Annotated in this window: 21 protein-coding genes; 12 read left to right on the forward strand and 9 right to left on the reverse strand. The window is 52.5% G+C overall.

The window, feature by feature from the left end; genetic code table 11:
• Positions 1-3: 3 nt before the first annotated feature.
• From murC to mutT, 9 genes are all read left to right on the forward strand, one after another.
• Positions 4-1479 carry a UDP-N-acetylmuramate--L-alanine ligase gene (gene murC, locus FDX24_RS22875; RefSeq protein WP_137364991.1) on the forward strand — a complete coding sequence of 492 codons (1476 nt, stop codon included), beginning with the start codon at positions 4-6 and terminating at the stop codon, positions 1477-1479.
• Positions 1472-2392 (forward strand): D-alanine--D-alanine ligase, encoded by a 921-nt coding sequence (locus FDX24_RS22880; RefSeq protein WP_121584201.1) that lies wholly within the window; start codon positions 1472-1474, stop codon positions 2390-2392. Before murC ends, FDX24_RS22880 begins: the two co-directional genes overlap by 8 nt.
• Before the next feature lies 1 nt (position 2393).
• Positions 2394-3227, forward strand: a complete 834-nt coding sequence (gene ftsQ, locus FDX24_RS22885; protein WP_048212692.1) for a cell division protein FtsQ — start codon at positions 2394-2396, stop codon at positions 3225-3227.
• Positions 3224-4486, forward strand: coding sequence for a cell division protein FtsA (ftsA, locus tag FDX24_RS22890; protein ID WP_003018755.1), 1263 nt, complete (start codon positions 3224-3226; stop codon positions 4484-4486). The genes ftsQ and ftsA overlap by 4 nt, the downstream gene beginning before the upstream one ends.
• Positions 4487-4671: 185 nt before the next feature.
• Positions 4672-5823, forward strand: a complete 1152-nt coding sequence (ftsZ, locus tag FDX24_RS22895; protein WP_003018753.1) for a cell division protein FtsZ — start codon at positions 4672-4674, stop codon at positions 5821-5823.
• Positions 5824-5923: 100 nt separating this feature from the next.
• Complete coding sequence (gene lpxC, locus FDX24_RS22900) at positions 5924-6841, forward strand: UDP-3-O-acyl-N-acetylglucosamine deacetylase (protein ID WP_048212691.1); 918 nt, start codon at positions 5924-5926, stop codon at positions 6839-6841.
• Positions 6842-7248: 407 nt separating this feature from the next.
• Entirely contained in the window at positions 7249-7755 is a 507-nt protein-coding gene (secM, locus tag FDX24_RS22905) for a secA translation cis-regulator SecM (RefSeq protein WP_061067247.1), read from the forward strand.
• 59 nt (positions 7756-7814) lie between these two features.
• A complete protein-coding gene (gene secA / locus FDX24_RS22910) occupies positions 7815-10520 on the forward strand; it encodes a preprotein translocase subunit SecA (protein ID WP_137364992.1) in 2706 nt (901 codons plus the stop codon).
• A gap of 56 nt (positions 10521-10576) precedes the next feature.
• Positions 10577-10966: an 8-oxo-dGTP diphosphatase MutT gene (gene mutT, locus FDX24_RS22915; RefSeq protein ID WP_137364993.1), complete on the forward strand. Its 390-nt coding sequence runs from the start codon at positions 10577-10579 to the stop codon at positions 10964-10966.
• An 87-nt stretch (positions 10967-11053) separates the two neighbouring features.
• On the opposite strand, the gene yacG is transcribed toward mutT, so the two are convergent.
• Genes yacG through coaE form a run of 3 tightly spaced genes read right to left on the reverse strand, consistent with a single transcriptional unit; the run spans position 11054 to position 12621 of the window.
• Positions 11054-11248: a DNA gyrase inhibitor YacG gene (gene yacG, locus FDX24_RS22920; RefSeq protein ID WP_005124648.1), complete on the reverse strand. Its 195-nt coding sequence runs from the start codon at positions 11246-11248 to the stop codon at positions 11054-11056.
• A 9-nt stretch (positions 11249-11257) separates the two neighbouring features.
• Positions 11258-12001 carry a cell division protein ZapD gene (zapD, locus tag FDX24_RS22925; protein WP_048212687.1) on the reverse strand — a complete coding sequence of 248 codons (744 nt, stop codon included), beginning with the start codon at positions 11999-12001 and terminating at the stop codon, positions 11258-11260.
• A complete protein-coding gene (gene coaE / locus FDX24_RS22930; RefSeq protein ID WP_048212686.1) occupies positions 12001-12621 on the reverse strand; it encodes a dephospho-CoA kinase in 621 nt (206 codons plus the stop codon). The genes zapD and coaE overlap by 1 nt, the downstream gene beginning before the upstream one ends.
• 225 nt (positions 12622-12846) lie before the next feature.
• On the opposite strand from coaE, the gene FDX24_RS22935 reads away from it, so the two are divergent.
• Positions 12847-13890: a GMP reductase gene (locus FDX24_RS22935; RefSeq protein WP_040229985.1), complete on the forward strand. Its 1044-nt coding sequence runs from the start codon at positions 12847-12849 to the stop codon at positions 13888-13890.
• A 107-nt stretch (positions 13891-13997) separates the two neighbouring features.
• On the opposite strand, the gene hofC is transcribed toward FDX24_RS22935, so the two are convergent.
• From hofC to nadC, 4 genes are all read right to left on the reverse strand, one after another.
• Positions 13998-15200, reverse strand: a complete 1203-nt coding sequence (gene hofC, locus FDX24_RS22940) for a protein transport protein HofC (RefSeq protein ID WP_121584204.1) — start codon at positions 15198-15200, stop codon at positions 13998-14000.
• The gene (gene gspE / locus FDX24_RS22945; protein ID WP_121584205.1) at positions 15190-16575 is read right to left on the reverse strand and encodes a type II secretion system protein GspE; all 1386 of its coding nucleotides are present in this window, start codon (positions 16573-16575) and stop codon (positions 15190-15192) included. Before gspE ends, hofC begins: the two co-directional genes overlap by 11 nt.
• A 9-nt stretch (positions 16576-16584) precedes the next feature.
• Positions 16585-17022 carry a prepilin peptidase-dependent pilin gene (gene ppdD / locus FDX24_RS22950; RefSeq protein WP_115643883.1) on the reverse strand — a complete coding sequence of 146 codons (438 nt, stop codon included), beginning with the start codon at positions 17020-17022 and terminating at the stop codon, positions 16585-16587.
• 227 nt (positions 17023-17249) lie between these two features.
• Entirely contained in the window at positions 17250-18143 is an 894-nt protein-coding gene (gene nadC, locus FDX24_RS22955) for a carboxylating nicotinate-nucleotide diphosphorylase (RefSeq protein WP_048213473.1), read from the reverse strand.
• Positions 18144-18230: 87 nt separating this feature from the next.
• Between nadC and ampD the strand changes: the two genes are divergently transcribed.
• Together ampD and ampE are read left to right on the forward strand one after the other, a co-directional pair.
• Positions 18231-18794 carry a 1,6-anhydro-N-acetylmuramyl-L-alanine amidase AmpD gene (gene ampD, locus FDX24_RS22960; protein ID WP_048212682.1) on the forward strand — a complete coding sequence of 188 codons (564 nt, stop codon included), beginning with the start codon at positions 18231-18233 and terminating at the stop codon, positions 18792-18794.
• Positions 18791-19645 carry a beta-lactamase regulator AmpE gene (ampE, locus tag FDX24_RS22965; protein ID WP_115600962.1) on the forward strand — a complete coding sequence of 285 codons (855 nt, stop codon included), beginning with the start codon at positions 18791-18793 and terminating at the stop codon, positions 19643-19645. The genes ampD and ampE overlap by 4 nt, the downstream gene beginning before the upstream one ends.
• Positions 19646-19737: 92 nt before the next feature.
• Here ampE and FDX24_RS22970 read toward each other — a convergent pair whose 3' ends face one another.
• A complete protein-coding gene (locus tag FDX24_RS22970) occupies positions 19738-20688 on the reverse strand; it encodes a family 43 glycosylhydrolase (RefSeq protein ID WP_137364994.1) in 951 nt (316 codons plus the stop codon).
• The gene (locus FDX24_RS22975; protein ID WP_048212679.1) at positions 20688-22094 is read right to left on the reverse strand and encodes a glycoside-pentoside-hexuronide (GPH):cation symporter; all 1407 of its coding nucleotides are present in this window, start codon (positions 22092-22094) and stop codon (positions 20688-20690) included. The genes FDX24_RS22970 and FDX24_RS22975 overlap by 1 nt, the downstream gene beginning before the upstream one ends.
• Positions 22095-22160: the final 66 nt, after the last annotated feature.

The following is a 22160-nucleotide window of genomic DNA, read 5'->3' on the forward strand; positions in this document are numbered from 1 at the left end:
AGAATGAATACACAACAACTGGCAAAACTGCGTTCCATCGTGCCCGAAATGCGTCGCGTTCGGCACATCCACTTTGTCGGCATCGGTGGTGCCGGTATGGGCGGTATTGCCGAAGTTTTGGCCAATGAAGGTTATCAGATCAGCGGTTCTGACTTAGCGCCGAATCCGGTGACGCAGCAGTTGACGAATCTGGGCGCCACGATTTTCTTTAATCATCGCCCGGAAAACGTGCGTGATGCGAGCGTGGTGGTGGTGTCCAGCGCTATTTCTGCGGATAACCCGGAAATTGTTGCGGCCCATGAAGCGCGTATCCCGGTGATCCGCCGTGCGGAGATGCTGGCAGAGTTGATGCGTTTTCGTCACGGTATCGCCATTGCCGGGACCCACGGTAAAACCACGACCACGGCGATGGTCTCCAGCATCTACGCGGAAGCGGGGCTGGATCCGACGTTTGTCAACGGCGGTCTGGTGAAGGCTGCAGGCGTCCATGCGCGTCTGGGTCATAGCCGTTATTTAATTGCGGAGGCGGATGAGAGCGATGCGTCGTTCCTACATTTGCAGCCGATGGTGGCGATTGTTACCAATATCGAAGCCGATCATATGGATACCTACCATGGCGACTTCGAAAATTTAAAGCAGACGTTTATTAATTTCCTGCATAACTTGCCGTTTTATGGTCGTGCGGTGATGTGCGTTGACGATCCGGTGATCCGCGAGCTGTTACCGCGAGTTGGCCGTCAGACTACGACCTATGGTTTCAGCGATGATGCTGACGTTCGCGTGGAAGATTATCAACAGATCGGCCCACAAGGGCACTTTACGCTGCTGCGCCAGGGGATGGCTGATTTACGCGTTACGTTAAACGCGCCGGGCCGCCACAATGCGCTGAACGCGGCGGCGGCGGTGGCAGTTGCAACAGAAGAAGGCATTGAAGACGAGGCTATTTTACGCGCGCTGGAAAGTTTCCAGGGGACCGGGCGTCGTTTTGACTTCCTCGGCGAGTTCCCGCTTGAGCCGGTGAACGGGAAAGCCGGAACTGCGATGCTGGTCGATGACTATGGCCATCACCCAACGGAAGTGGACGCCACGATCAAAGCCGCACGCGCAGGTTGGCCGGACAAAAATTTGGTGATGCTGTTCCAGCCGCACCGCTTCACGCGTACGCGCGATTTGTACGACGACTTTGCCAATGTGCTGACACAGGTTGATGCGCTGCTGATGCTGGACGTGTATGCCGCGGGCGAAGCCGCGATTCCGGGTGCAGATAGCCGCTCGCTGTGCCGTACCATTCGTGGTCGCGGTAAGATCGATCCTATTCTGGTGTCCGATCCGGCCCAGGTAGCGGAAATGCTGGCACCGGTATTAACCGGCAACGATCTGATTTTGGTGCAAGGTGCTGGAAATATCGGCAAAATCGCACGTTCCTTAGCTGAAATCAAACTGAGGCCGCAAAACCCGGAGGAGGAACAACATGGCTGATAAAATCGCGGTCCTGTTAGGGGGCACCTCCGCAGAACGAGAAGTGTCGCTGAATTCTGGCGCGGCTGTACTCGCCGGGTTGCGTGAAGGTGGTGTAGATGCCCATCCGGTTGACCCGAAAGAGGTTGATGTCACTCTTCTGAAATCAATGGGTTTTCAGAAGGTGTTTATTGCTCTGCACGGTCGCGGCGGTGAAGATGGTACGTTGCAGGGCATGCTGGAGCAGATCGGCCTGCCGTATACCGGTAGCGGCGTTATGGCATCGGCTATCTCAATGGACAAGCTGCGCAGCAAGCTGCTGTGGCAGGGGGCTGGATTGCCCGTTGCGCCATGGGTGGCATTGACCCGTGCTGAGTTTGAAAAAGGACTTAGCGATGAAGTGGTTACGAGAGTTTCTGCGTTAGGCTTGCCGTTGATTGTGAAACCAAGCCGTGAAGGTTCCAGCGTCGGGATGTCAAAAGTTGAAGAAGAAAATGCTTTGCAAACTGCATTAGCATTGGCTTTTCAGCATGATGAAGAAGTACTGATTGAAAAATGGCTCAGTGGGCCAGAATTCACAGTTGCGATACTCGGCGAAGAAATTTTACCGTCAATACGTATCCAACCCGCGGGAACCTTCTATGATTATGAGGCGAAGTATCTGTCTGATGAGACACAATATTTCTGCCCTGCAGGTCTGGAAGTTGGCCAGGAGGCCGAATTACAGGCGTTAGTCCTGAATGCGTGGAACGCATTGGGCTGTAAAGGCTGGGGCCGTATTGACGTCATGCTGGACAGCGATGGCCAGTTTTATCTGCTGGAAGCGAATACCTCTCCGGGTATGACCAGCCACAGCCTGGTGCCGATGGCGGCGCGTCAGGCGGGCCTGAGCTTCTCGCAGTTGGTGGTTCGAATTCTGGCGTTGGCGGACTGATATGTCGCAGGCTGCGCTGAACACGCGAAACGGTGATGAAGAAGAAGTAAACTCCTCACGCCGCAATAATGGAACGCGTCTTGCAGGAATACTGTTCCTGCTGACAGTGCTGTGCACCGTGTTTGTCAGCGGCTGGGTCGTGTTGGGATGGATGGAAGATGCGCAGCGTTTGCCATTGTCGAAGCTGGTATTGACCGGTGAGCGACATTACACGCGCAATGACGATATCCGTCAGTCCATCCTGGCGCTGGGCGCTCCGGGAACCTTTATGACTCAGGATGTGAACATCATTCAGAGTCAGATTGAACGCCTTCCCTGGATTAAGCAGGCGAGCGTCAGAAAGCAGTGGCCTGATGAATTGAAGATTCATCTGGTTGAATATGTGCCAATAGCGCGTTGGAATGACCAACATATGGTGGATGCCGATGGCAATACATTCAGCGTCCCAACCGGTCGGGCCAATAAGCAGGTATTACCCATGTTGTACGGTCCGGAAGGTAGCGCGAGTGAAGTGTTGCAAGGGTTCCGCGATATGGGGCAGGTGCTGGCTAAGGATAGATTCACCCTGAAGGAAGCGGCGATGACCGCTCGTCGTTCCTGGCAGTTAACGCTTAATAACGATATTAAGCTCAATCTGGGCAGGGGCGATACGATAAAACGTTTGGCTCGCTTTGTGGAACTCTACCCGGTTTTACAGCAGCAGGCGCAAACCGATGGCAAACGGATTAGCTACGTTGATTTGCGTTATGACTCAGGAGCGGCAGTAGGCTGGGTTCCCTTGCCTCCTGAGGAATCTAATCAGCAACAGAATCAGGCACAGGCAGAACAACAATGATCAAGGCGACGGACAGAAAACTGGTAGTTGGACTGGAGATTGGCACCGCGAAGGTAGCCGCTTTAGTAGGGGAAGTTCTGCCCGACGGTATGGTCAATATCATTGGCGTGGGCAGTTGCCCATCGCGAGGTATGGATAAAGGTGGGGTGAATGACCTTGAGTCAGTGGTGAAATGCGTACAGCGCGCCATTGACCAGGCTGAACTGATGGCAGATTGCCAGATTTCCTCAGTGTATCTGGCGCTTTCAGGTAAACATATTAGCTGTCAGAATGAAATTGGTATGGTGCCCATTTCCGAAGAGGAAGTGACCCAGGAAGATGTGGAAAATGTTGTGCATACGGCAAAATCCGTACGTGTGCGCGATGAACATCGTGTACTGCACGTTATTCCACAGGAATACGCCATTGACTACCAGGAAGGCATTAAAAATCCGGTCGGTCTTTCCGGCGTGCGTATGCAGGCAAAAGTACATCTGATTACCTGCCACAACGACATGGCGAAGAACATCGTCAAAGCCGTTGAACGCTGTGGCCTGAAAGTTGACCAACTGATATTTGCCGGGTTGGCAGCCAGTTATTCCGTGTTAACGGAAGACGAACGTGAGCTGGGTGTCTGCGTGGTCGATATTGGTGGTGGTACAATGGACATCGCCGTTTATACTGGCGGGGCGTTGCGCCATACCAAAGTAATCCCTTATGCAGGGAATGTGGTCACCAGCGATATCGCGTATGCCTTTGGTACGCCGCCGAGCGATGCTGAAGCCATCAAAGTGCGTCATGGTTGTGCGCTGGGTTCTATCGTTGGTAAAGATGAGAGCGTTGAAGTGCCAAGCGTCGGTGGTCGTCCGCCACGCAGTCTGCAACGTCAGACTCTGGCTGAGGTCATTGAGCCGCGTTATACCGAGCTGCTTAACCTGGTCAACGAAGAAATTTTGCAATTACAGGAACAACTTCGCCAGCAGGGTGTGAAACATCATCTGGCGGCGGGGATTGTGTTAACCGGTGGTGCTGCGCAAATTGAAGGTCTTGCGGCTTGCGCTCAGCGCGTGTTTCATACGCAGGTGCGTATTGGTGCGCCGCTCAATATTACCGGTCTGACAGATTATGCCCAGGAGCCGTATTATTCAACGGCAGTGGGGTTGCTTCATTACGGGAAAGAATCCCATTTAAGTGGTGAAGCTGAAGTTGAAAAACGTGTAACGGCATCAGTTGGCTCGTGGATTAAACGACTCAATAGTTGGCTGCGAAAAGAGTTTTAATTTTTATGAGGCCGGCAATAATTACGGCCTCAGGCGACAGGCACATACACAACGTCATTCAAGTTGCATCGCGACGGCAACTGAGCGAATCTCCTGGAACATAGTTTACTATGTGACGGGAGTGAGTGAAGGCAGCCAACAAAGAGGCGGCTTGAAGGATAAAGTGTAAAACGGAGAGAGAAACTATGTTTGAACCTATGGAACTGACCAATGACGCGGTGATTAAAGTCATCGGCGTCGGCGGCGGCGGTGGTAATGCCGTTGAACACATGGTGCGCGAGCGCATCGAAGGTGTTGAATTCTTCGCGGTGAATACCGACGCTCAGGCGTTGCGTAAAACGGCGGTTGGACAGACCATTCAGATTGGTAGCGGCATCACCAAGGGTCTGGGCGCGGGTGCAAACCCGGAAGTCGGTCGCAATGCGGCAGACGAAGACCGTGAAGCTCTGCGTGCAGCGCTTGACGGCGCAGACATGGTGTTCATCGCAGCAGGCATGGGCGGCGGGACCGGGACCGGTGCAGCGCCAGTGGTTGCTGAAGTAGCAAAAGATTTAGGTATTCTGACCGTTGCTGTCGTGACTAAGCCTTTCAACTTTGAAGGCAAGAAGCGTATGGCATTTGCGGAGCAGGGTATCACCGAGCTGTCCAAACATGTGGACTCTCTGATCACTATCCCGAACGACAAACTGCTGAAAGTGCTGGGTCGCGGTATCTCCCTGCTGGATGCGTTTGGCGCAGCGAATGATGTGCTGAAAGGCGCAGTCCAGGGTATCGCTGAACTGATTACCCGTCCGGGCCTGATGAACGTCGACTTTGCAGACGTGCGCACCGTGATGTCCGAAATGGGCTATGCGATGATGGGTTCTGGCGTGGCGAGCGGTGAAGATCGCGCTGAAGAAGCGGCTGAAATGGCTATCTCTTCACCTCTGCTGGAAGATATCGATCTGTCTGGCGCGCGTGGCGTGCTGGTTAACATTACTGCGGGCTTCGACCTGCGTCTGGATGAGTTCGAAACCGTGGGTAACACGATTCGTGCATTTGCATCGGATAACGCGACTGTGGTTATCGGTACTTCTCTGGACCCGGATATGAACGACGAACTGCGCGTTACCGTTGTTGCCACTGGAATTGGTATGGACAAGCGTCCTGAAATCACTCTGGTGACCAACAAGCAGGTTCAGCAGCCGGTAATGGATCGTTACCAGCAGCACGGCATGGCGCCGTTGACGCAAGAGCAAAAACCGGTAGCGAAGGTGGTTAACGACAATACGCCGCAGACCACTAAAGAGCCGGATTATCTGGATATCCCTGCATTCCTGCGTAAGCAAGCTGATTAAGAATTAGCTGGAATTTGGGGATTGTGGCTCTTTGTGCTAAACTGGCCCACCGAATGTATAGTACACTTCGGTTGGATAGGTAATTTGGCGAGATTATACGATGATCAAACAAAGGACTCTTAAACGTATCGTTCAGGCGACTGGCGTCGGTTTACATACCGGCAAAAAAGTCACCCTGACATTACGCCCTGCGCCGGCCAACACCGGGGTCATCTATCGTCGCACCGACTTGAATCCTCCGGTAGATTTCCCGGCCGATGCCAAATCTGTGCGTGATACCATGCTCTGTACGTGTCTGGTCAACGAGCATGATGTGCGGATTTCAACCGTTGAGCATCTTAATGCTGCTCTGGCGGGCTTAGGTATCGATAACATCGTTATTGAGGTTAATGCCCCGGAAATCCCGATCATGGATGGTAGTGCTGCTCCGTTCGTTTACTTGCTGCTTGATGCAGGTATTGAAGAACTGAACAGTGCGAAGAAATTTGTCCGCATCAAAGAGACCGTTCGCGTCGAAGATGGCGACAAGTGGGCTGAGTTTAAGCCGTATAATGGTTTTACGTTGGATTTCACCATCGACTTTAACCATCCGGCGATCGACTCCAGCACCCAGCGCTATGCGATGAACTTCTCTGCTGATGCGTTCATGCGTCAGATCAGCCGTGCGCGTACTTTCGGCTTCATGCGTGATATCGAATATCTGCAGTCCCGCGGCCTGTGCCTGGGCGGCAGCTTCGATTGTGCCATCGTTGTTGACGATTATCGCGTACTGAACGAAGACGGCCTGCGTTTTGAAGATGAATTCGTTCGTCACAAAATGCTCGACGCGATCGGTGACTTGTTCATGTGTGGTCACAACATTATTGGTGCATTTACCGCGTATAAATCCGGTCATGCATTGAATAACAAACTGTTGCAGGCGGTCCTGGCAAAACAGGAAGCCTGGGAATATGTGACCTTCCAGGACGACGCAGAACTGCCGCTGGCGTTCAAAGCGCCTTCGACTGTACTGGCATAATAACTATACACAAAATCATTCAAGTTGCATCAAGGCGGCAACTGAGCGAATCCTCAGGAACGTACGACCAGTACGTGACTGGGGTGAGAGAAGGCAGCCAACAAAGAGGCAGCTTGAAGGATGAAGTGTATATCTGTCGTATAAATTCGACTGGTCAATCTGGCACTCTCTCCGGCCAGGTGAGCCAGTCGTTTTTTTTATCCTCCAATAGCTCACCGTCTTTTTCGATGCGACTTTTTTCCCGCTGTCAGATTAAAATACTGAGCGATCGCTGCTTTCTTAAGCATATTTACCCGCGACTTGCGTCATTACTGCTGTGGTGCGAACGCATTAATGGTAATATTTGTGCGCAAAAAATGGTTTTGCATTTATAACCCCAAACGCAGGGTAGATCAGGTGGCAATAACGTGAGTGGAATACTGACGCGTTGGCGACAGTTAGGCAGACGGTACTTCTGGCCGCATCTCTTATTAGGGATGGTCGCGGCAAGTTTTGGCCTGCCCGCGATCGGTAATGCTGCTGAACCTAATACCCCCGCGAAGGCGACCGCCAGCAATCACGATCAAGGCGCTAAAGTTAACTTTAACCAGCTTGCTTTGCTGGAAGCCACTAACCGTCGCCCGAATTTTACTGTTGATTATTGGCATCAACATGCCATTCGTACGGTTATACGCCATCTTTCTTTTGCTATGGCCCCTCAGGCGCTGCCCGTTGCCGAAGAGCCGTTGCCAATCCAGGCGCACCATCTTGCGTTACTGAATACGCTTAGCGCGATGCTGACGCAGGAAGGCAGACCGCCGGCGACAGTAAGTCGCGTGACATATGCCCATTTCACTTCTCAGGCCGCGTTTAGTGTTCCTGTCTGGATAAGCCAGCAGCAGGGTATCCGCGCTGGTCCTCAACGCCTCAGCTAAAAAAGAACCTTCCAACTTATAATTTTGACTCCGCACCGCGGGGCGTTTGAGATTTTATTATGCTAATCAAATTATTAACGAAAGTATTCGGTAGCCGTAACGAGCGTACGCTGCGTCGTATGCGCAAAGTAGTCAACGTCATCAACGCGATGGAACCGGAGATGGAAAAACTCTCCGATGATGAGCTGAAAGCGAAGACCGCCGAATTCCGCGCCCGTCTGGAAAAAGGTGCCAGCGTGGAAAGCCTGATCCCGGAAGCATTTGCGGTAGTCCGTGAAGCGAGTAAGCGTGTGTTCGGTATGCGTCACTTCGACGTTCAGCTGCTGGGTGGTATGGTCCTCAACGATCGCTGTATCGCAGAAATGCGTACCGGTGAAGGTAAAACACTGACCGCAACGTTGCCAGCCTACCTGAACGCATTAAGCGGGAAAGGTGTACACGTCGTTACCGTGAACGACTATCTGGCTCAGCGTGACGCCGAAAATAACCGCCCACTGTTTGAGTTCCTCGGTATGACCGTAGGTATCAACATGTCAGGTCTGCCGGCTCCGGCCAAGCGTGAAGCTTACAATGCTGACATCACTTACGGTACCAACAACGAATACGGCTTTGACTACCTGCGCGACAACATGGCGTTTAGCCCGGAAGAGCGCGTTCAGCGTAAACTGCATTATGCGCTGGTCGATGAAGTCGACTCCATCCTGATCGATGAAGCACGTACTCCGCTGATCATTTCCGGCCCGGCTGAAGATAGCTCGGAAATGTACAAGAAAGTGAACAAAATCATTCCAAACCTGATCCGTCAGGAGAAGGAAGATTCTGACACATTCCAGGGCGAAGGCCACTTCTCTGTTGATGAGAAAGCGCGCCAGGTTAACCTGACCGAACGTGGTCTGGTACTGATTGAAGAGTTGTTGGTTAACGAAGGCATTATGGATGAGGGTGAGTCTCTGTACTCTCCAGGCAACATTATGCTGATGCACCACGTGACTGCCGCACTGCGTGCGCACGTGCTGTTTACCCGCGATGTTGACTACATCGTGAAAGACGGCGAAGTTATCATCGTTGATGAACACACCGGCCGTACCATGCAGGGGCGTCGCTGGTCCGATGGTCTGCACCAGGCTGTTGAAGCTAAAGAAGGCGTAGAGATCCAGAACGAGAACCAGACGCTGGCATCTATTACCTTCCAGAACTACTTCCGTTTGTACGAAAAACTGGCCGGTATGACCGGTACAGCAGATACCGAAGCCTTTGAATTTAGCTCCATCTACAAGCTGGATACCGTAGTTGTACCAACTAACCGTCCGATGATCCGTAAGGATTTACCGGATCTGGTGTACATGACCGAAGCGGAAAAAATTCAGGCGATCATTGAAGATATTAAAGAGCGTACCGCAAATGGCCAGCCGGTGCTGGTGGGTACTATCTCCATTGAAAAATCTGAAGTGGTCTCTAACGAACTGACCAAAGCAGGTATCAAGCATAACGTGCTGAACGCCAAGTTCCACGCTAACGAAGCAGCAATCGTCGCACAGGCGGGCTATCCTTCAGCCGTGACCATTGCCACTAACATGGCGGGTCGTGGTACGGATATCGTGCTGGGCGGTAGCTGGCAGGCAGAAGTCGCCGAGCTGGAAAATCCGACAGAAGAACAAATCGCACAGATTAAAGCTGACTGGCAGGTGCGTCACGACGCGGTGTTGGCCTCCGGTGGTTTGCACATCATTGGTACCGAACGTCATGAATCTCGCCGTATCGATAACCAGCTGCGTGGCCGTTCCGGTCGTCAGGGGGATGCGGGTTCTTCTCGTTTCTACCTGTCGATGGAAGATGCGCTGATGCGTATTTTTGCCTCCGACCGCGTGTCTGGCATGATGCGTAAATTGGGTATGAAGCCAGGTGAAGCGATTGAACATCCATGGGTAACCAAAGCGATTGCTAACGCGCAGCGTAAAGTAGAAAGCCGCAACTTCGACATTCGTAAGCAATTGCTGGAATATGATGATGTCGCCAACGACCAGCGTCGCGCAATCTACACCCAGCGTAACGAACTGCTGGACGTATCTGACGTTAGCGAGACCATCAACAGCATCCGTGAAGATGTCTTCAAAGCAACGATTGATGCCTATATTCCGCCGCAGTCTCTGGAAGAAATGTGGGATATCCCGGGTCTGCAGGAACGTCTGAAAAACGATTTCGACCTCGAGATGCCGATTTCAGAGTGGCTGGATAAAGAGCCTGAGCTGCACGAAGAAACGCTGCGCGAACGTATTCTGGCAAACGCCGTAGAAGTTTATCAGCGTAAAGAAGACGTTGTGGGCGCAGAGATGATGCGTCACTTCGAAAAAGGCGTGATGCTGCAAACTCTCGACTCCTTGTGGAAAGAGCACCTTGCGGCGATGGACTATCTGCGTCAGGGTATCCACCTGCGTGGTTATGCGCAAAAAGATCCGAAGCAGGAATATAAACGCGAATCCTTCTCTATGTTTGCATCAATGCTGGAATCACTGAAGTACGAAGTGATCAGCACCCTGAGCAAAGTTCAGGTGCGTATGCCTGAAGAAGTAGAAGCGATGGAGCAGCAGCGTCGCGAAGATGCTGAGCGTTTAGCGCAGATGCAGCAACTGAGCCACAAAGATGATGAGTCTGCTGTCGCAGAAGAGCTGGCGGCACAAACCGGCGATCGTAAAGTGGGACGTAACGATCCGTGCCCTTGCGGTTCCGGTAAAAAATACAAACAGTGCCATGGCCGTCTGAGCTAAGAAAATAACTCACTGAAAAGGCGCAGACTTCTGCGCCTTTTTTATGGACGATGAAAATGAAAATATTGCAGATCGCCGTCGGGATTATTCGTAATCAGCACAATGAAATTTTTATCACCCAGCGTGCGGCTGATGCCCACATGGCCAATAAGCTGGAGTTCCCCGGCGGGAAAATTGAAGCGGGCGAAACGCCGGAGCAGGCGCTGATTCGCGAACTACAGGAAGAAGTAGGGATCACGCCGACTCAAAGTTCATTGTTCGAAAAGCTGGAGTATCAGTTTCCGGACAGGCATATCACTCTGTGGTTCTGGCTGGTTGAAAGCTGGGAAGGCGAGCCATGGGGAAAAGAGGGGCAGCCAGCGCAGTGGATTGCGCAAGCCGCTCTGAATGCGCAGGATTTCCCGCCCGCGAATGCGCCGGTCATTGAAAAGTTGATTGCTGGCTAATGGTGTTGTAGGCCGGATAAGGCAACGCCGCATCCGGCAAATTATTGCGGGGACGCAACGCTTATCCGGCCTGCCGTTGTCGCTGAATTACTTCTGCTCTTCGCTCCAGTCATCGCTTTCTGACAGATCGCCGGAGCTTGGGATACGCTTCTCTTCCGCGGCCCATTCACCCAGGTCGATTAACTGACAACGTTTGCTGCAGAATGGACGAAACGGACTGACTTCTGCCCACACGACTGCTTTACCGCAGGTTGGGCAGTTTACGATAGTTTGTTCAGACATCTTAACTCCTTAACAGCACGCCAGATCGAAATCGAGGCGCTCAGGCACCTGACCATTCTCGCTATCCAGTGGCATAAAGCGAATGGCGAAGCGGCTCTTATGACCCGATATTTGCGGATAAAGCTGCGAAGCGAGCGGCAACTGTAAACGCAGTAGGTCTGCATCATCGCCGTTGTCCTGGTAAAAACCATTCAGGCTGGTTTGCTTACGAAACGGTGCTGAGTTGCGGATTAAATCCAGGACCAGAGACAATGCCTGGTTGAGCGGGTTCAGGCTGGCAAGCCAGGTCTCAACCTGTGTGTCACGCTGAGTCTGTGACAGATGCAGCCAGATATGTAAAGTCGGCAAATCAAAACTGCAGCATCCGCCGGGAATACTTAAACGCTGGCGAACAAGGCCAATCAGACGGTCTTCACGCAGGGTTTGTCCGATGCGCGGGGCAGAAATCAGAATACTGCCCGCACTTTTTAATTGCTGACGTAAAGAGTCGATTCTGCTTTGGTCGACGCCCGGAACTTCAACCCAGGCCTGAAGTTTTCGCTGCTGTCTTTCCAGCTCTTTGAGGAGTTCAGTACGGACTTCGCCACGTTCAAATACATCCAGTAAATCCCCCACATTGCGGAAAAAATGCAGTGCACCTGCGTGATCCACAATGGGCAAATTAATGGAGAGTTGTTGGATCAGAAACTCAATGCGCAACCATGTACGCATCTTCTCATTGAGAGGGTGTTCAAAAAGGACCTGGGTGTGCATTACGGTTTTTCCTGTGAGACAAACTGCGACGCGAATTGCAAATAGAGTGCGTGCAGGCGGGCGACATCCGAGACGATAGCATCCGGTGCGCCATTATTATCAATAACATCATCTGCCACGGCAAGGCGTGCTTCACGTGTTGCCTGGGCAGCCAAAATTTGTTCAACGTGCTCGCGCGTAACATCATCGCGCTGCATGGTTCGCCTGAGTTGAGTCTCAGGGGTGACATCCACGACGAGTACACGATCGGCTTTTTTATACAGCGCGTTTTCTACCAACAAGGGGACGACCCATAACAGATAAGGAGAGGTCGCTTGCTGAAACTGACGCTGTGTTTCCTGCTGAATAAGTGGGTGGAGCAAGGCATTTAGCCATTTTTTCTCATCAGGATCGGAAAAAATGCGTTCGCGTAAAATGCGTCGCTGCAACGATCCGTCCGTGGCTATCACCTCGGAACCAAAATGTTCTGCAATCGCCTTAAGGGCGGGTGTGCCGGGTTCAACCACCTGGCGCGCAATAATATCTGCATCAATGATGTTTATTCCGAGGTCAGCGAACGCATTTGCAACGGTACTTTTACCACTGCCAATGCCGCCGGTTAAGGCTACCGTATACCTCATAGATGCAGATCCTGGAGTTTAAGTTTGATTATCAAACAGTTAAAAGTTAAGCGTGCGAAGGCGAGGCTGCTGCAGGATTAACCTACTATTCGCCAGGTAAATTTATGGGATTGTAGCGTAAAAAAAGAGAATTTCGCAGTCTTGCGCGGCATTGATTAGTGCGTATGATAGCGTCACTGGAGTTGTGAGTTTCGATTTTTCGCCATTAACCCCAGGAATCCGCACATGCGTATCGAAGAAGATCTGAAGTTAGGTTTCAAAGACGTTCTTATCCGCCCTAAGCGTTCTACTCTCAAAAGTCGTTCCGATGTTGAACTGGAACGTCAATTCACCTTTAAACATTCAGGTCAGACCTGGTCCGGCGTACCGATTATCGCCGCGAACATGGACACCGTTGGGACGTTTGCCATGGCAACGGCGCTTGCCTCCTTCGACATCCTGACCGCTGTGCATAAACACTATTCTGTTGAAGACTGGGCCGCTTTCATTGCAGATTCCTCAGCCGATGTACTGAAACACGTGATGGTTTCAACCGGGACGTCGGACACTGATTTCGAAAAAACCAAACAGATTCTGGCACTGAATCCAGCGCTGAACTTTATCTGCATTGATGTGGCAAATGGCTATTCAGAGCACTTTGTTCAGTTTGTGTCGAAAGCACGTGCGGCCTGGCCGACAAAAACGATCTGTGCTGGCAACGTGGTCACCGGCGAGATGTGTGAAGAACTGGTGCTTTCCGGTGCTGATATCGTCAAAGTGGGCATTGGCCCAGGTTCTGTATGTACCACCCGCGTAAAAACTGGCGTTGGCTATCCGCAGCTTTCTGCCGTCATTGAATGTGCTGATGCAGCGCACGGCCTGGGTGGCATGATTGTCAGCGACGGTGGCTGCACAATGCCGGGTGATGTGGCAAAAGCGTTTGGCGGTGGTGCGGACTTCGTGATGCTCGGCGGCATGCTGGCCGGCCATGAAGAAAGCGGCGGTAAAATCGTTGAAGAGAACGGTGAGAAATTCATGCTGTTCTACGGTATGAGCTCTGAGTCTGCTATGACGCGCCATGTTGGTGGTGTTGCTCAGTATCGTGCCGCTGAAGGTAAAACCGTTAAGCTGCCTCTGCGCGGCCCGGTTGATAATACCGCTCGCGATATCCTTGGCGGACTGCGTTCTGCTTGTACTTATGTCGGTGCATCCCGTCTGAAAGAGCTGACCAAACGTACAACGTTTATTCGTGTACAGGAACAAGAAAACCGCGTTTTCAATAGCCTGTAAGAACAGGTCGTACTGTTAAACGCCTGATGGCGCACAGCTTATCAGGCCTACGCTCATGCTCTGTGTAGGCCTGATAAGGCGTTTATGCCGTCATCCGACATTTAAATTTATCCCACACCACTCATTGCATCTCCCAGATGAAAAATCGGTAGATACATTGCCACAACCAGCGTACCGATAATCAACCCCGTAATGACAAGCAAGGCTGGCTCAAGTAATGACGCCAAATTTTCGGCCTGAGATAGCGTGTACTCGCTGTGATGTCGGGCGAGGTTTTGCAACATCGCATCCAGAGAGCCGGAAGCTTCACCGGTTCTCACCAGTTGCAAGCAAAGCGGACTAAATTCACCGCTATTTTTAAGCGCCAGCCATACCGGCTTCCCGGCACTGATATCGTGATGCACCTGTGCCAAACGTTGGGACCAATAAGGGCAGTTAAGGGTTTCAGTGACACTCTCCAGACCTTGCAGAAAGGGAATGCCCGCGTTTTGTGTTAATGCCAGTACGGTGAAGATCTGTGTAAGTTTTTGCCCCCTGACCATCGGCCCGATGATGGGGAAGTGCAGCAGTGTTTTCTGACGCAGAATAAGCCAGTAGGGTTTCTGCTTTATCAATCCGTATGTTGTTCCCAGCACCAGGCAGAGCAACCCTGCCAGCCATCCCCATCGACTGCTGTAGTGTGCCGCGGCCATAATCCACTGAGTGAGAGTCGGTAGCGGGGTGTTGAACGTGCGATAGATGGCGGCAAATTCAGGTAACACAAAATGCAGCATCGCCAGCACGACCATTATCGCCATGGCAAGAATGATAATGGGGTAGCGTAGTGCTTTTTTGACTTTATCAGCGAGTTGCTGTTGGTTTTTTTGCTGACGGGCAAGTTCAAAGCAGCAGTCGTCCAGTTTGCCCGTTAGTTCTCCGGTGCGGATCATTGCCTGGTACAGCGGGGGAAATACGTGTTGCCACCGCGAAAGCGAGGCTGACAGCGCAATGCCTTGTTCCATATCGTAAGCCAGCGTGCGCAGTAATGCCTGCCACTGGTTGCTGGGATGCTGTTCAGCAAGCAGAGTTAACCCAGCGGAAAGCGTCAATCCCGCTTTAAGCAATGTTGCCAACTGGCGTATGGCTTCGGCACTGTTTGCTCTGCTCCAGTGCGAGGTTTTAACGCGCATCCGGTTAATGTGAATCGGCGTAATCTGCTGCTGTTCGAGCACAAACAGGAGCGATGGTCGGGTATCAGCCCATAGCATCCCTGCTACAGGTTGACCTTCGTGGGTTATTCCTTGCCAGCGCCAGAGGTGTTTAGTTGGCATGGGGCGTGCCCAGTACGCGGATCAGTTCTTCAAATGTCGTTAACCCTTGTTCCACCGCCTGACAGCCATCCTCGAAAAGAGTACTCATACCCGCTTGCTGAGCATCCGATTCCACAACGTCTGCGGATGAACCATCGGCAATACGTTGCCGCAACGCAGGCGTAATGGGCAGTACTTCAAACAGAGCGGTTCGACCATAAAACCCGTGATAGCAGTGTTGGCAACCGGGTGCCTGCCAACGCGGTAGTGGCGTGGGCCAAAGTGTTGCCGGGAGTGTTATGGGAGTATCAAGTCGTCGCCGACAATGTGGGCATAATTTTCTGACTAATCGCTGCGCAACTATTAATGTCAGCGCGGAGGCAATCATCCAGCGTGCCACCCCCATTTGCTGCAGGCGTATCAGTGTTTCACTGGTGGAATTGGTATGCAGTGTCGAAAGAACCAAATGACCGGTTTGTGCGGCTTTCAGGGCAATCTCAGCTGTTTCGCCGTCGCGGATTTCGCCTACCATAATAATGTCGGGATCCTGGCGCAGTAGTGCACGTAATACACCCTGAAAATTAAGTCCGGCGCGAGGATGGATTTGTGTCTGATTGAGTCCTTCAATGGGGATCTCGACCGGATCTTCTACGCTACAGAGATTCACATCGGGGGTGTTTCGGGTTTGTAGCGCGCTGTACAGGGTAACCGTTTTGCCGCTCCCGGTCGGCCCGGTGACCAGAATCAAACCCTGTGGTTGCTGTAATGCTTGTGAAAACGCAGCCAACTGTGCCTCATGCATGCCCAGTGCGTTGACCTCCAGCGTTTGATTAACCTGATGAAGCAGGCGTAGCACTACTTTTTCACCCCATCGGCAAGGCAGCGTGGCGATGCGAAACGAAATGGGGTCACCTGAAATCTCCACGGTAAATTGTCCATCTTGCGGGAGTCGGTGCTCGGCAATATCCAGACTGCCTAATACCTTTAATCTTGCAGCGAGAGCAATGCCCATCTCGGTTGTGACTTCCGGTAATGTGTGTAGTACGCCATCCACACGTATCCTGATCCGGTAGTGATTCTCCGCAGGTTCAATATGAATATCAGAAGCCCGTTGTGCCAACGCGGATTGAAAAGCATGGTTCAACAACCCTGCGGCAGTTGCGCTGCTTTCTGTGATGATGGCCGGGAGCATTTTACGCGGCGCGTGTGTGTGGCCCTCCATTTGCTGACGCGTCCAGCACACAATATCGATGCGTCGGGTCGTGGCAAAATGCAATGCATCCAGCAGTTCGTGGGAAGGGGCATCCACAACGGCGATATGCACCGCGTCATTGTCTGCATCCAGTAATATGGCCTGATAGCGCTGGCACAGCGCCGTTAGTTGGGTGGTATTCATCTCTTTTCCTTAGTTGGCATCAAAACGAAAAACGTCTTCGCAAGCCTGTTGCAGCGCGCTGTCATTCTGGATAGCGCAGTTGCGATTCCAGCCCGTTATGCCGTTGGCGTTGTCCCAACCCGGCGTCATGGTGATGCTTAGCCCGTTCAGGCTTTCCTGCCCGCTGAGGCTGACCACGCCTTTTTCCACGCTCATACCTGAGACATAGCGGGTGGTGGTCACAGAGGGGATGCCATTTGTTCCGGCATCACAGGTTTCTGTTCCGCCGTGCTCCAGCGCGCAGAGTTCGACGGCAGTACGGTAGGGGACAAAGGTTTGCAGCATGTCTGTCAGCGCGGCTTTGCGCAGATAGTTTTGATAAGCGGGGATACCGATAGCGCTGAGGATGGCAATGATGCCAATGACCACCATCAGTTCGATAAGCGTGAAGCCTCGTTGTTTGTTCATTGTTGATTTGCTCCTTGAGTTAGCTGGCGCTACTTTGGCAAATCGAAGGGATTTTAGGCGAGGGGCAAAAAATAGAACGAGAAGGCCGGTTCAGATGAATGTTACGAAATTACAGAATCAGACAACGTATTTGCGAAGACGCTCGAATAAACTGCCGATCGGCGGCGTATACGGCTGGGGGCTGTAGGCCCGATACGCGAAGCGCCATCGGGCAGAACAGTCAGCGATTAGCGAAAACGCATCGAGAGGTCGAGTGCGCGGACATGTTTGGTCAGCGCGCCCACAGAGATGAAATCCACGCCTGTTTCCGCGAATTCGCGTAGCGTTTCATAGGTGACGTTACCAGATACTTCCAGACGCGCCTGGCCGTTGGTACGTTTGACCGCTTCGCGCATTTGGTCGGTTTCGAAATTGTCGAGCATGATGATGTCCGCCCCGGCTTTCAGCGCATCGTCCAGTTCATCCAGACTTTCCACTTCTACCTCAACCGGCACGTCCGGGTGCAGCCAGAAGGCTTTTTCTACGGCCTGTTTCACCGAACCAGACGCAATAATGTGGTTTTCCTTGATCAGGAAAGCGTCAGAAAGCCCCAGACGATGATTTGCGCCGCCGCCGCACAATACCGCGTATTTCAGCGCCGTACGCAGCCCAGGCAGGGTTTTACGCGTATCCAGCAGCTGGGTTTTTGTCCCCGCCAGCAGGTCGACGTATTTACGGACTTCACTCGCTACGCCAGACAGCGTTTGCACAAAGTTGAGTGCGGTACGTTCACCGGTCAGCAGTACGCGGGAAGGGCCGTCCAGTTCAAACAGCGGCTGATTAGCCTTAATGCTGTCGCCATCTTCGACATGCCAGGTGACGCTGACATCATCGCCAGCCAGTTGAATAAAGACCTCTTCCACCCAACGCTTCCCACAAAAAACGCCATCTTCACGGGTGATTACGGTAGCGTGGGAGCGCATATCTTCGGGTAAAAGCTGTGCGGTGATATCGTTATTGGCATCAACTTCTCCGCCTAAATCTTCACGCAGCGCCTGAGCGACAGCGGCAGGGATATCCAGATTTATGCGTTCCAACAGCGCGTCACGTCGGTAGTCAGGGTTATAGCGGCGAGGCGGCATGATAAAACTCCAAATTGCTAACGAATCATAAGGTGGAAACATGCTACCCTGAACCTGATATGAGCACCACCAATAAGGAGATTCTGCATGTTGTTAGACGAGGGCTGGCTGGCAGAGGCGCGACGCGTTCCCTCTCCGCATTACGATTGCCGCCCGGATGACGAAAGCCCTTCTTTGCTGGTGGTGCATAATATCAGCCTGCCACCCGGTGAATTTGGCGGCCCATGGATCGACGCGCTGTTTACGGGCACGATTGATCCCAATGCCCATCCTTATTTTGCCGGAATCGCCCATTTGCGCGTTTCTGCTCATTGTCTGATCCGCCGTGATGGTGAGATCGTGCAGTATGTCCCCTTTGATAAACGCGCCTGGCATGCCGGCGTCTCGAGCTATCAGGGCCGCGAACGCTGTAATGATTTCTCAATTGGTATTGAGCTGGAAGGGACGGATACGCTGGCTTATACCGATGCGCAGTACCAGCAACTGGCTGCCGTGACGCAGACGCTGATTCAGCGTTATCCGGCGATTGCCAGTAACATGACTGGGCATTGCAATATTGCGCCCGAGCGTAAGACCGATCCCGGCCCCTCATTTGACTGGGCAAGGTTTCGCGCCCTGGTCACCCCCTCGTCACACAAGGAGATGACATGACGCTGTTTACAACATTACTGGTGTTGATTGTTGAACGCCTGTTTAAGCTGGGTGAGCACTGGCAGCTTGATCACCGGGTTGAAGCTCTTTTCCGTCGGGTTAAGCATTTCTCGATGATGCGTACGGTAGGCATGACTCTTATTGCGATGGGAGTGACGTTCCTGCTGCTGCGCGCACTCCATGGGCTGCTGTTTAACGTGCCCTTGCTGGTGGCATGGATCTTAATTGGCCTGCTGTGCATCGGCGCTGGCAAGACACGTCTTCATTATCATGCCTATCTGAACGCGGCGGCTCGCGATGACGCTCACGCCCGTGAGGCGATGGCCAGCGAATTGACGCTGATTCATGGTGTGCCGCCGGACTGCGATGAGCGTGAGTTTTTGCGTGAACTGCAGAACGCGCTGTTATGGAACAACTTTCGCTTTTACCTGGCGCCGTTATTCTGGCTGATTGTCGGTGGCCCGTGGGGACCTGTGACGCTGGTGGGTTATGCTTTCTTACGTGCCTGGCAGTCCTGGCTGGCGCGCTATCAGACGCCGCATCAGCGTCTGCAGTCGGGTATCGATGCAATTCTGCATGTGCTGGACTGGATCCCGGTGCGCCTGGCGGGCGTGGTCTATGCGCTGTTAGGACACGGCGAGAAAGCGCTACCGGCCTGGTTTGCCTCGCTTGCGGATATGCATACCTCGCAGTATCAGGTGTTGACGCGCCTGGCGCAGTTCTCGCTGGCGCGCGAACCCCATACCGATAAAGTCGAAACGCCAAAAGCAGCCGTTTCGATGGCGAAGAAAACCTCGTTTGTGGTGGTGGTGGTCATTGCGCTGCTGACCATTTATGGGGCATTAGTATAGCGTTGTGCCGGATGGCGCTAACGCTTATCCGACCTACAATGAAAAAACGTGTAGGCCCGGTAAGCGTTAGCGCTACCGGGCAGTGCAACGGCTTAGTTCGTATCAGCAGGCGGCACGCCAAAATCTGGCATGCCGTTTTCGTCCCAACGCACGAGTTTCAGACGAGTGTGGCGGTTTGGGTCGTACAGCGGATCGCCTTCGATTTCGGTGTAATTTCTCGCGTGGTACACCAGCACATCTTCACCTTCCGGCGTTTGCGTAAAGCTGTTGTGTCCTGGGCCGAACTGGCGGTTTTCGTAGCTGGTGGTAAAGACCGGGCGCGGTGATTTGTGCCAGTTCTGCGGGTTGAGTGGATCGGCGTTGAGGTCAATCCACAATAATCCCATACAGTAATTCTCATCGGTGGCGCTGGCGGAATAGCTGATGAACAGCTTGTCGCCGTGAACCATGACGGCCGGACCTTCGTTGACCCAAAAACCCCGGCATTCCCAGTCATATTCAGGGTGACTGAGCATCACCGGCTCGCCTTTAATCGTCCATGGATTTTCCAGCTCTGCGAGATAGATATTGGAGTTCCCGGCGATATCGGGCGATTTCTGTGCCCACAGATACCACTGTTTTCCCTGATGGTTAAAAGTGGTCGCATCAAGCGCAAAGGTATCAAACTGCGTTTTAATCTGACCTTTCTCCGTCCACTTTCCGGTCAGCGGATCGGCGTCGGCACATTCGAGCGCAAACATGCGATGCTGGAACATGCCCAACGTATCGAGCGCCTGTGTGTGGGTGGCGGCAAAATAGATGTACCACTTACCTGCCAGATGATGGATCTCAGGTGCCCAGATGAGTTGGCTCATGGGGCCGCTTTCTGGTTTGCGCCAGACGACAACGGGTTCCGCGGTGCGTAATTCCCCCAGAGAGTCTGCCCGGCGGATCTCCAGGCGATCGTATTCGGGCACTGAAGCAATGAAATAGTAGTGGCTACCGTCACGTAAAATAAACGGGTCGGCACGTTGTTCAATAAAGGGGTTAGGCCACTGATTCATCAGGCTTTCCTTACGGTTTCAGTTGTTTTTATCTCGTGGTATTCATTCAGTTCACGGTAATTGGCGCGGCGCTTTTCTAAATCTGTCTGGATTTGCTGCATGAACTCGCGGTCAACTTTCAGCAGGCGAACCACGCCTGCAGTAATCAGGTAGCCTACGCCCGGAATAATAGTGAACAACAGCATAATGCCGTTAATCGCGGAGTCGCTTTGCGCTTTAGCGCCTGCATCGTAGCCGTACCAGGAAAGCAGGAAGCCCACCATCGCGCCGGCAATCGCCAGCCCCAGTTTCAGGAAGAACAGGTTGCCGGAGAAGCTGATCCCGGTGATGCGTTTACCGGTTTTCCACTCGCCGTAGTCATCGACATCCGCCATCAGCGACCAGTGCAGCGGGGATGGGATCTGATGCAGGATGTTGAGCAGGAAGTAGAGCACCATAATCATCATGGTGGCTTTCGGATCGAAGAAGTAAAATGCGGCGGAGAAAATCGCCAGGATGATGTTGGTCCAGAAGAAGACTTTCAGTTTGCACCAGCGATCGGTTAATACCTTCGCGAGCATACTGCCGATCATCATGCCGACAACGCCAAGGCTGATAAACAACGTTGCGAACTGTGTGCTTTGCTGCATAACCCAGGTGACGTAGTACATGGTGGCGGCCATACGAATAAAGCCCGGACAGACGTTGCACAAGGTTAATAGCAGGATTTTCACCCACTGATCGTTCTTCCACACGTCTTTCAGATCGGCTTTCAAATCGTCGTTCGTGGGTACCGCAGGGCGTACACGTTCGCGCACGGTCGCGAAACAAAACAGGAACATGCACATACCAATGAAAGCCAGCACGGCCATCGCCATCTGATAGCCTTTGGCTTTATCTTCCCCGCCAAACCAGTCTGCCATTGGCAGTAGCGTGAGTGAGAGTAGCAGAGTTGCAATCCCGACCAGCACGAAGCGATACGACTGGCAGGCGACGCGTTCTTTCGGATCGTTGGTGATGACGCTACCGAGTGAACAGTAGGGGATGTTAATTGCTGTATAGGTAATAGAGAGCAGGAAGTAGGTGACAAACGCATAGATAACTTTGCTGTTATACGTCCACTCCGGAGTGGTAAACATCAATACGCTGAATAATGCGTAGGGGAAAGCCATCCACAGAAGCCATGGACGAAACCGACCATATTTACTGCGGGTACGATCGGCCATTGCACCCATGATAGGGTCAGTAACGGCATCAATAACGCGTACAGAAAGCAGCAATACGCCGACAAGTGCAGGCGCAAGACCAAAAATATCTGTGTAAAAATAGTTAACAAACAGCATGATAGCGCCGAATATGATGTTGCATCCGGCATCGCCCATTCCATAGCCGATCTTTTCTTTCACCGACAGCTTTCTGGTTTCCATCAAGCGCACTCCATTAATGTGATATGGAGAGAGTTATTGTCTGGTGTTGGTGTTTTTGCGTTGCAG

The organism is Citrobacter sp. wls716 (assembly GCF_005280975.1).
Classification (GTDB): domain Bacteria; phylum Pseudomonadota; class Gammaproteobacteria; order Enterobacterales; family Enterobacteriaceae; genus Citrobacter; species Citrobacter youngae.

Coding starts and splice junctions, on each gene's coding strand:
- FDX24_RS22880 (WP_121584201.1), top strand. CDS start 1,472: ATGGCTGATAAAATCGCGGTCCTGTTAGGGGGCACCTCCGCAGAACGA.
- yacG (WP_005124648.1), bottom strand. CDS start 11,248: ATGTCTGAACAAACTATCGTAAACTGCCCAACCTGCGGTAAAGCAGTC.
- FDX24_RS22935 (WP_040229985.1), top strand. CDS start 12,847: ATGCGTATCGAAGAAGATCTGAAGTTAGGTTTCAAAGACGTTCTTATC.
- zapD (WP_048212687.1), bottom strand. CDS start 12,001: ATGCACACCCAGGTCCTTTTTGAACACCCTCTCAATGAGAAGATGCGT.
- ampD (WP_048212682.1), top strand. CDS start 18,231: ATGTTGTTAGACGAGGGCTGGCTGGCAGAGGCGCGACGCGTTCCCTCT.
- lpxC (WP_048212691.1), top strand. CDS start 5,924: ATGATCAAACAAAGGACTCTTAAACGTATCGTTCAGGCGACTGGCGTC.
- coaE (WP_048212686.1), bottom strand. CDS start 12,621: ATGAGGTATACGGTAGCCTTAACCGGCGGCATTGGCAGTGGTAAAAGT.
- ppdD (WP_115643883.1), bottom strand. CDS start 17,022: ATGAACAAACAACGAGGCTTCACGCTTATCGAACTGATGGTGGTCATT.
- hofC (WP_121584204.1), bottom strand. CDS start 15,200: ATGCCAACTAAACACCTCTGGCGCTGGCAAGGAATAACCCACGAAGGT.
- FDX24_RS22970 (WP_137364994.1), bottom strand. CDS start 20,688: ATGAATCAGTGGCCTAACCCCTTTATTGAACAACGTGCCGACCCGTTT.
- secA (WP_137364992.1), top strand. CDS start 7,815: ATGCTAATCAAATTATTAACGAAAGTATTCGGTAGCCGTAACGAGCGT.
- ampE (WP_115600962.1), top strand. CDS start 18,791: ATGACGCTGTTTACAACATTACTGGTGTTGATTGTTGAACGCCTGTTT.
- ftsZ (WP_003018753.1), top strand. CDS start 4,672: ATGTTTGAACCTATGGAACTGACCAATGACGCGGTGATTAAAGTCATC.
- ftsA (WP_003018755.1), top strand. CDS start 3,224: ATGATCAAGGCGACGGACAGAAAACTGGTAGTTGGACTGGAGATTGGC.
- murC (WP_137364991.1), top strand. CDS start 4: ATGAATACACAACAACTGGCAAAACTGCGTTCCATCGTGCCCGAAATG.
- nadC (WP_048213473.1), bottom strand. CDS start 18,143: ATGCCGCCTCGCCGCTATAACCCTGACTACCGACGTGACGCGCTGTTG.
- mutT (WP_137364993.1), top strand. CDS start 10,577: ATGAAAATATTGCAGATCGCCGTCGGGATTATTCGTAATCAGCACAAT.
- gspE (WP_121584205.1), bottom strand. CDS start 16,575: ATGAATACCACCCAACTAACGGCGCTGTGCCAGCGCTATCAGGCCATA.
- FDX24_RS22975 (WP_048212679.1), bottom strand. CDS start 22,094: ATGGAAACCAGAAAGCTGTCGGTGAAAGAAAAGATCGGCTATGGAATG.
- ftsQ (WP_048212692.1), top strand. CDS start 2,394: ATGTCGCAGGCTGCGCTGAACACGCGAAACGGTGATGAAGAAGAAGTA.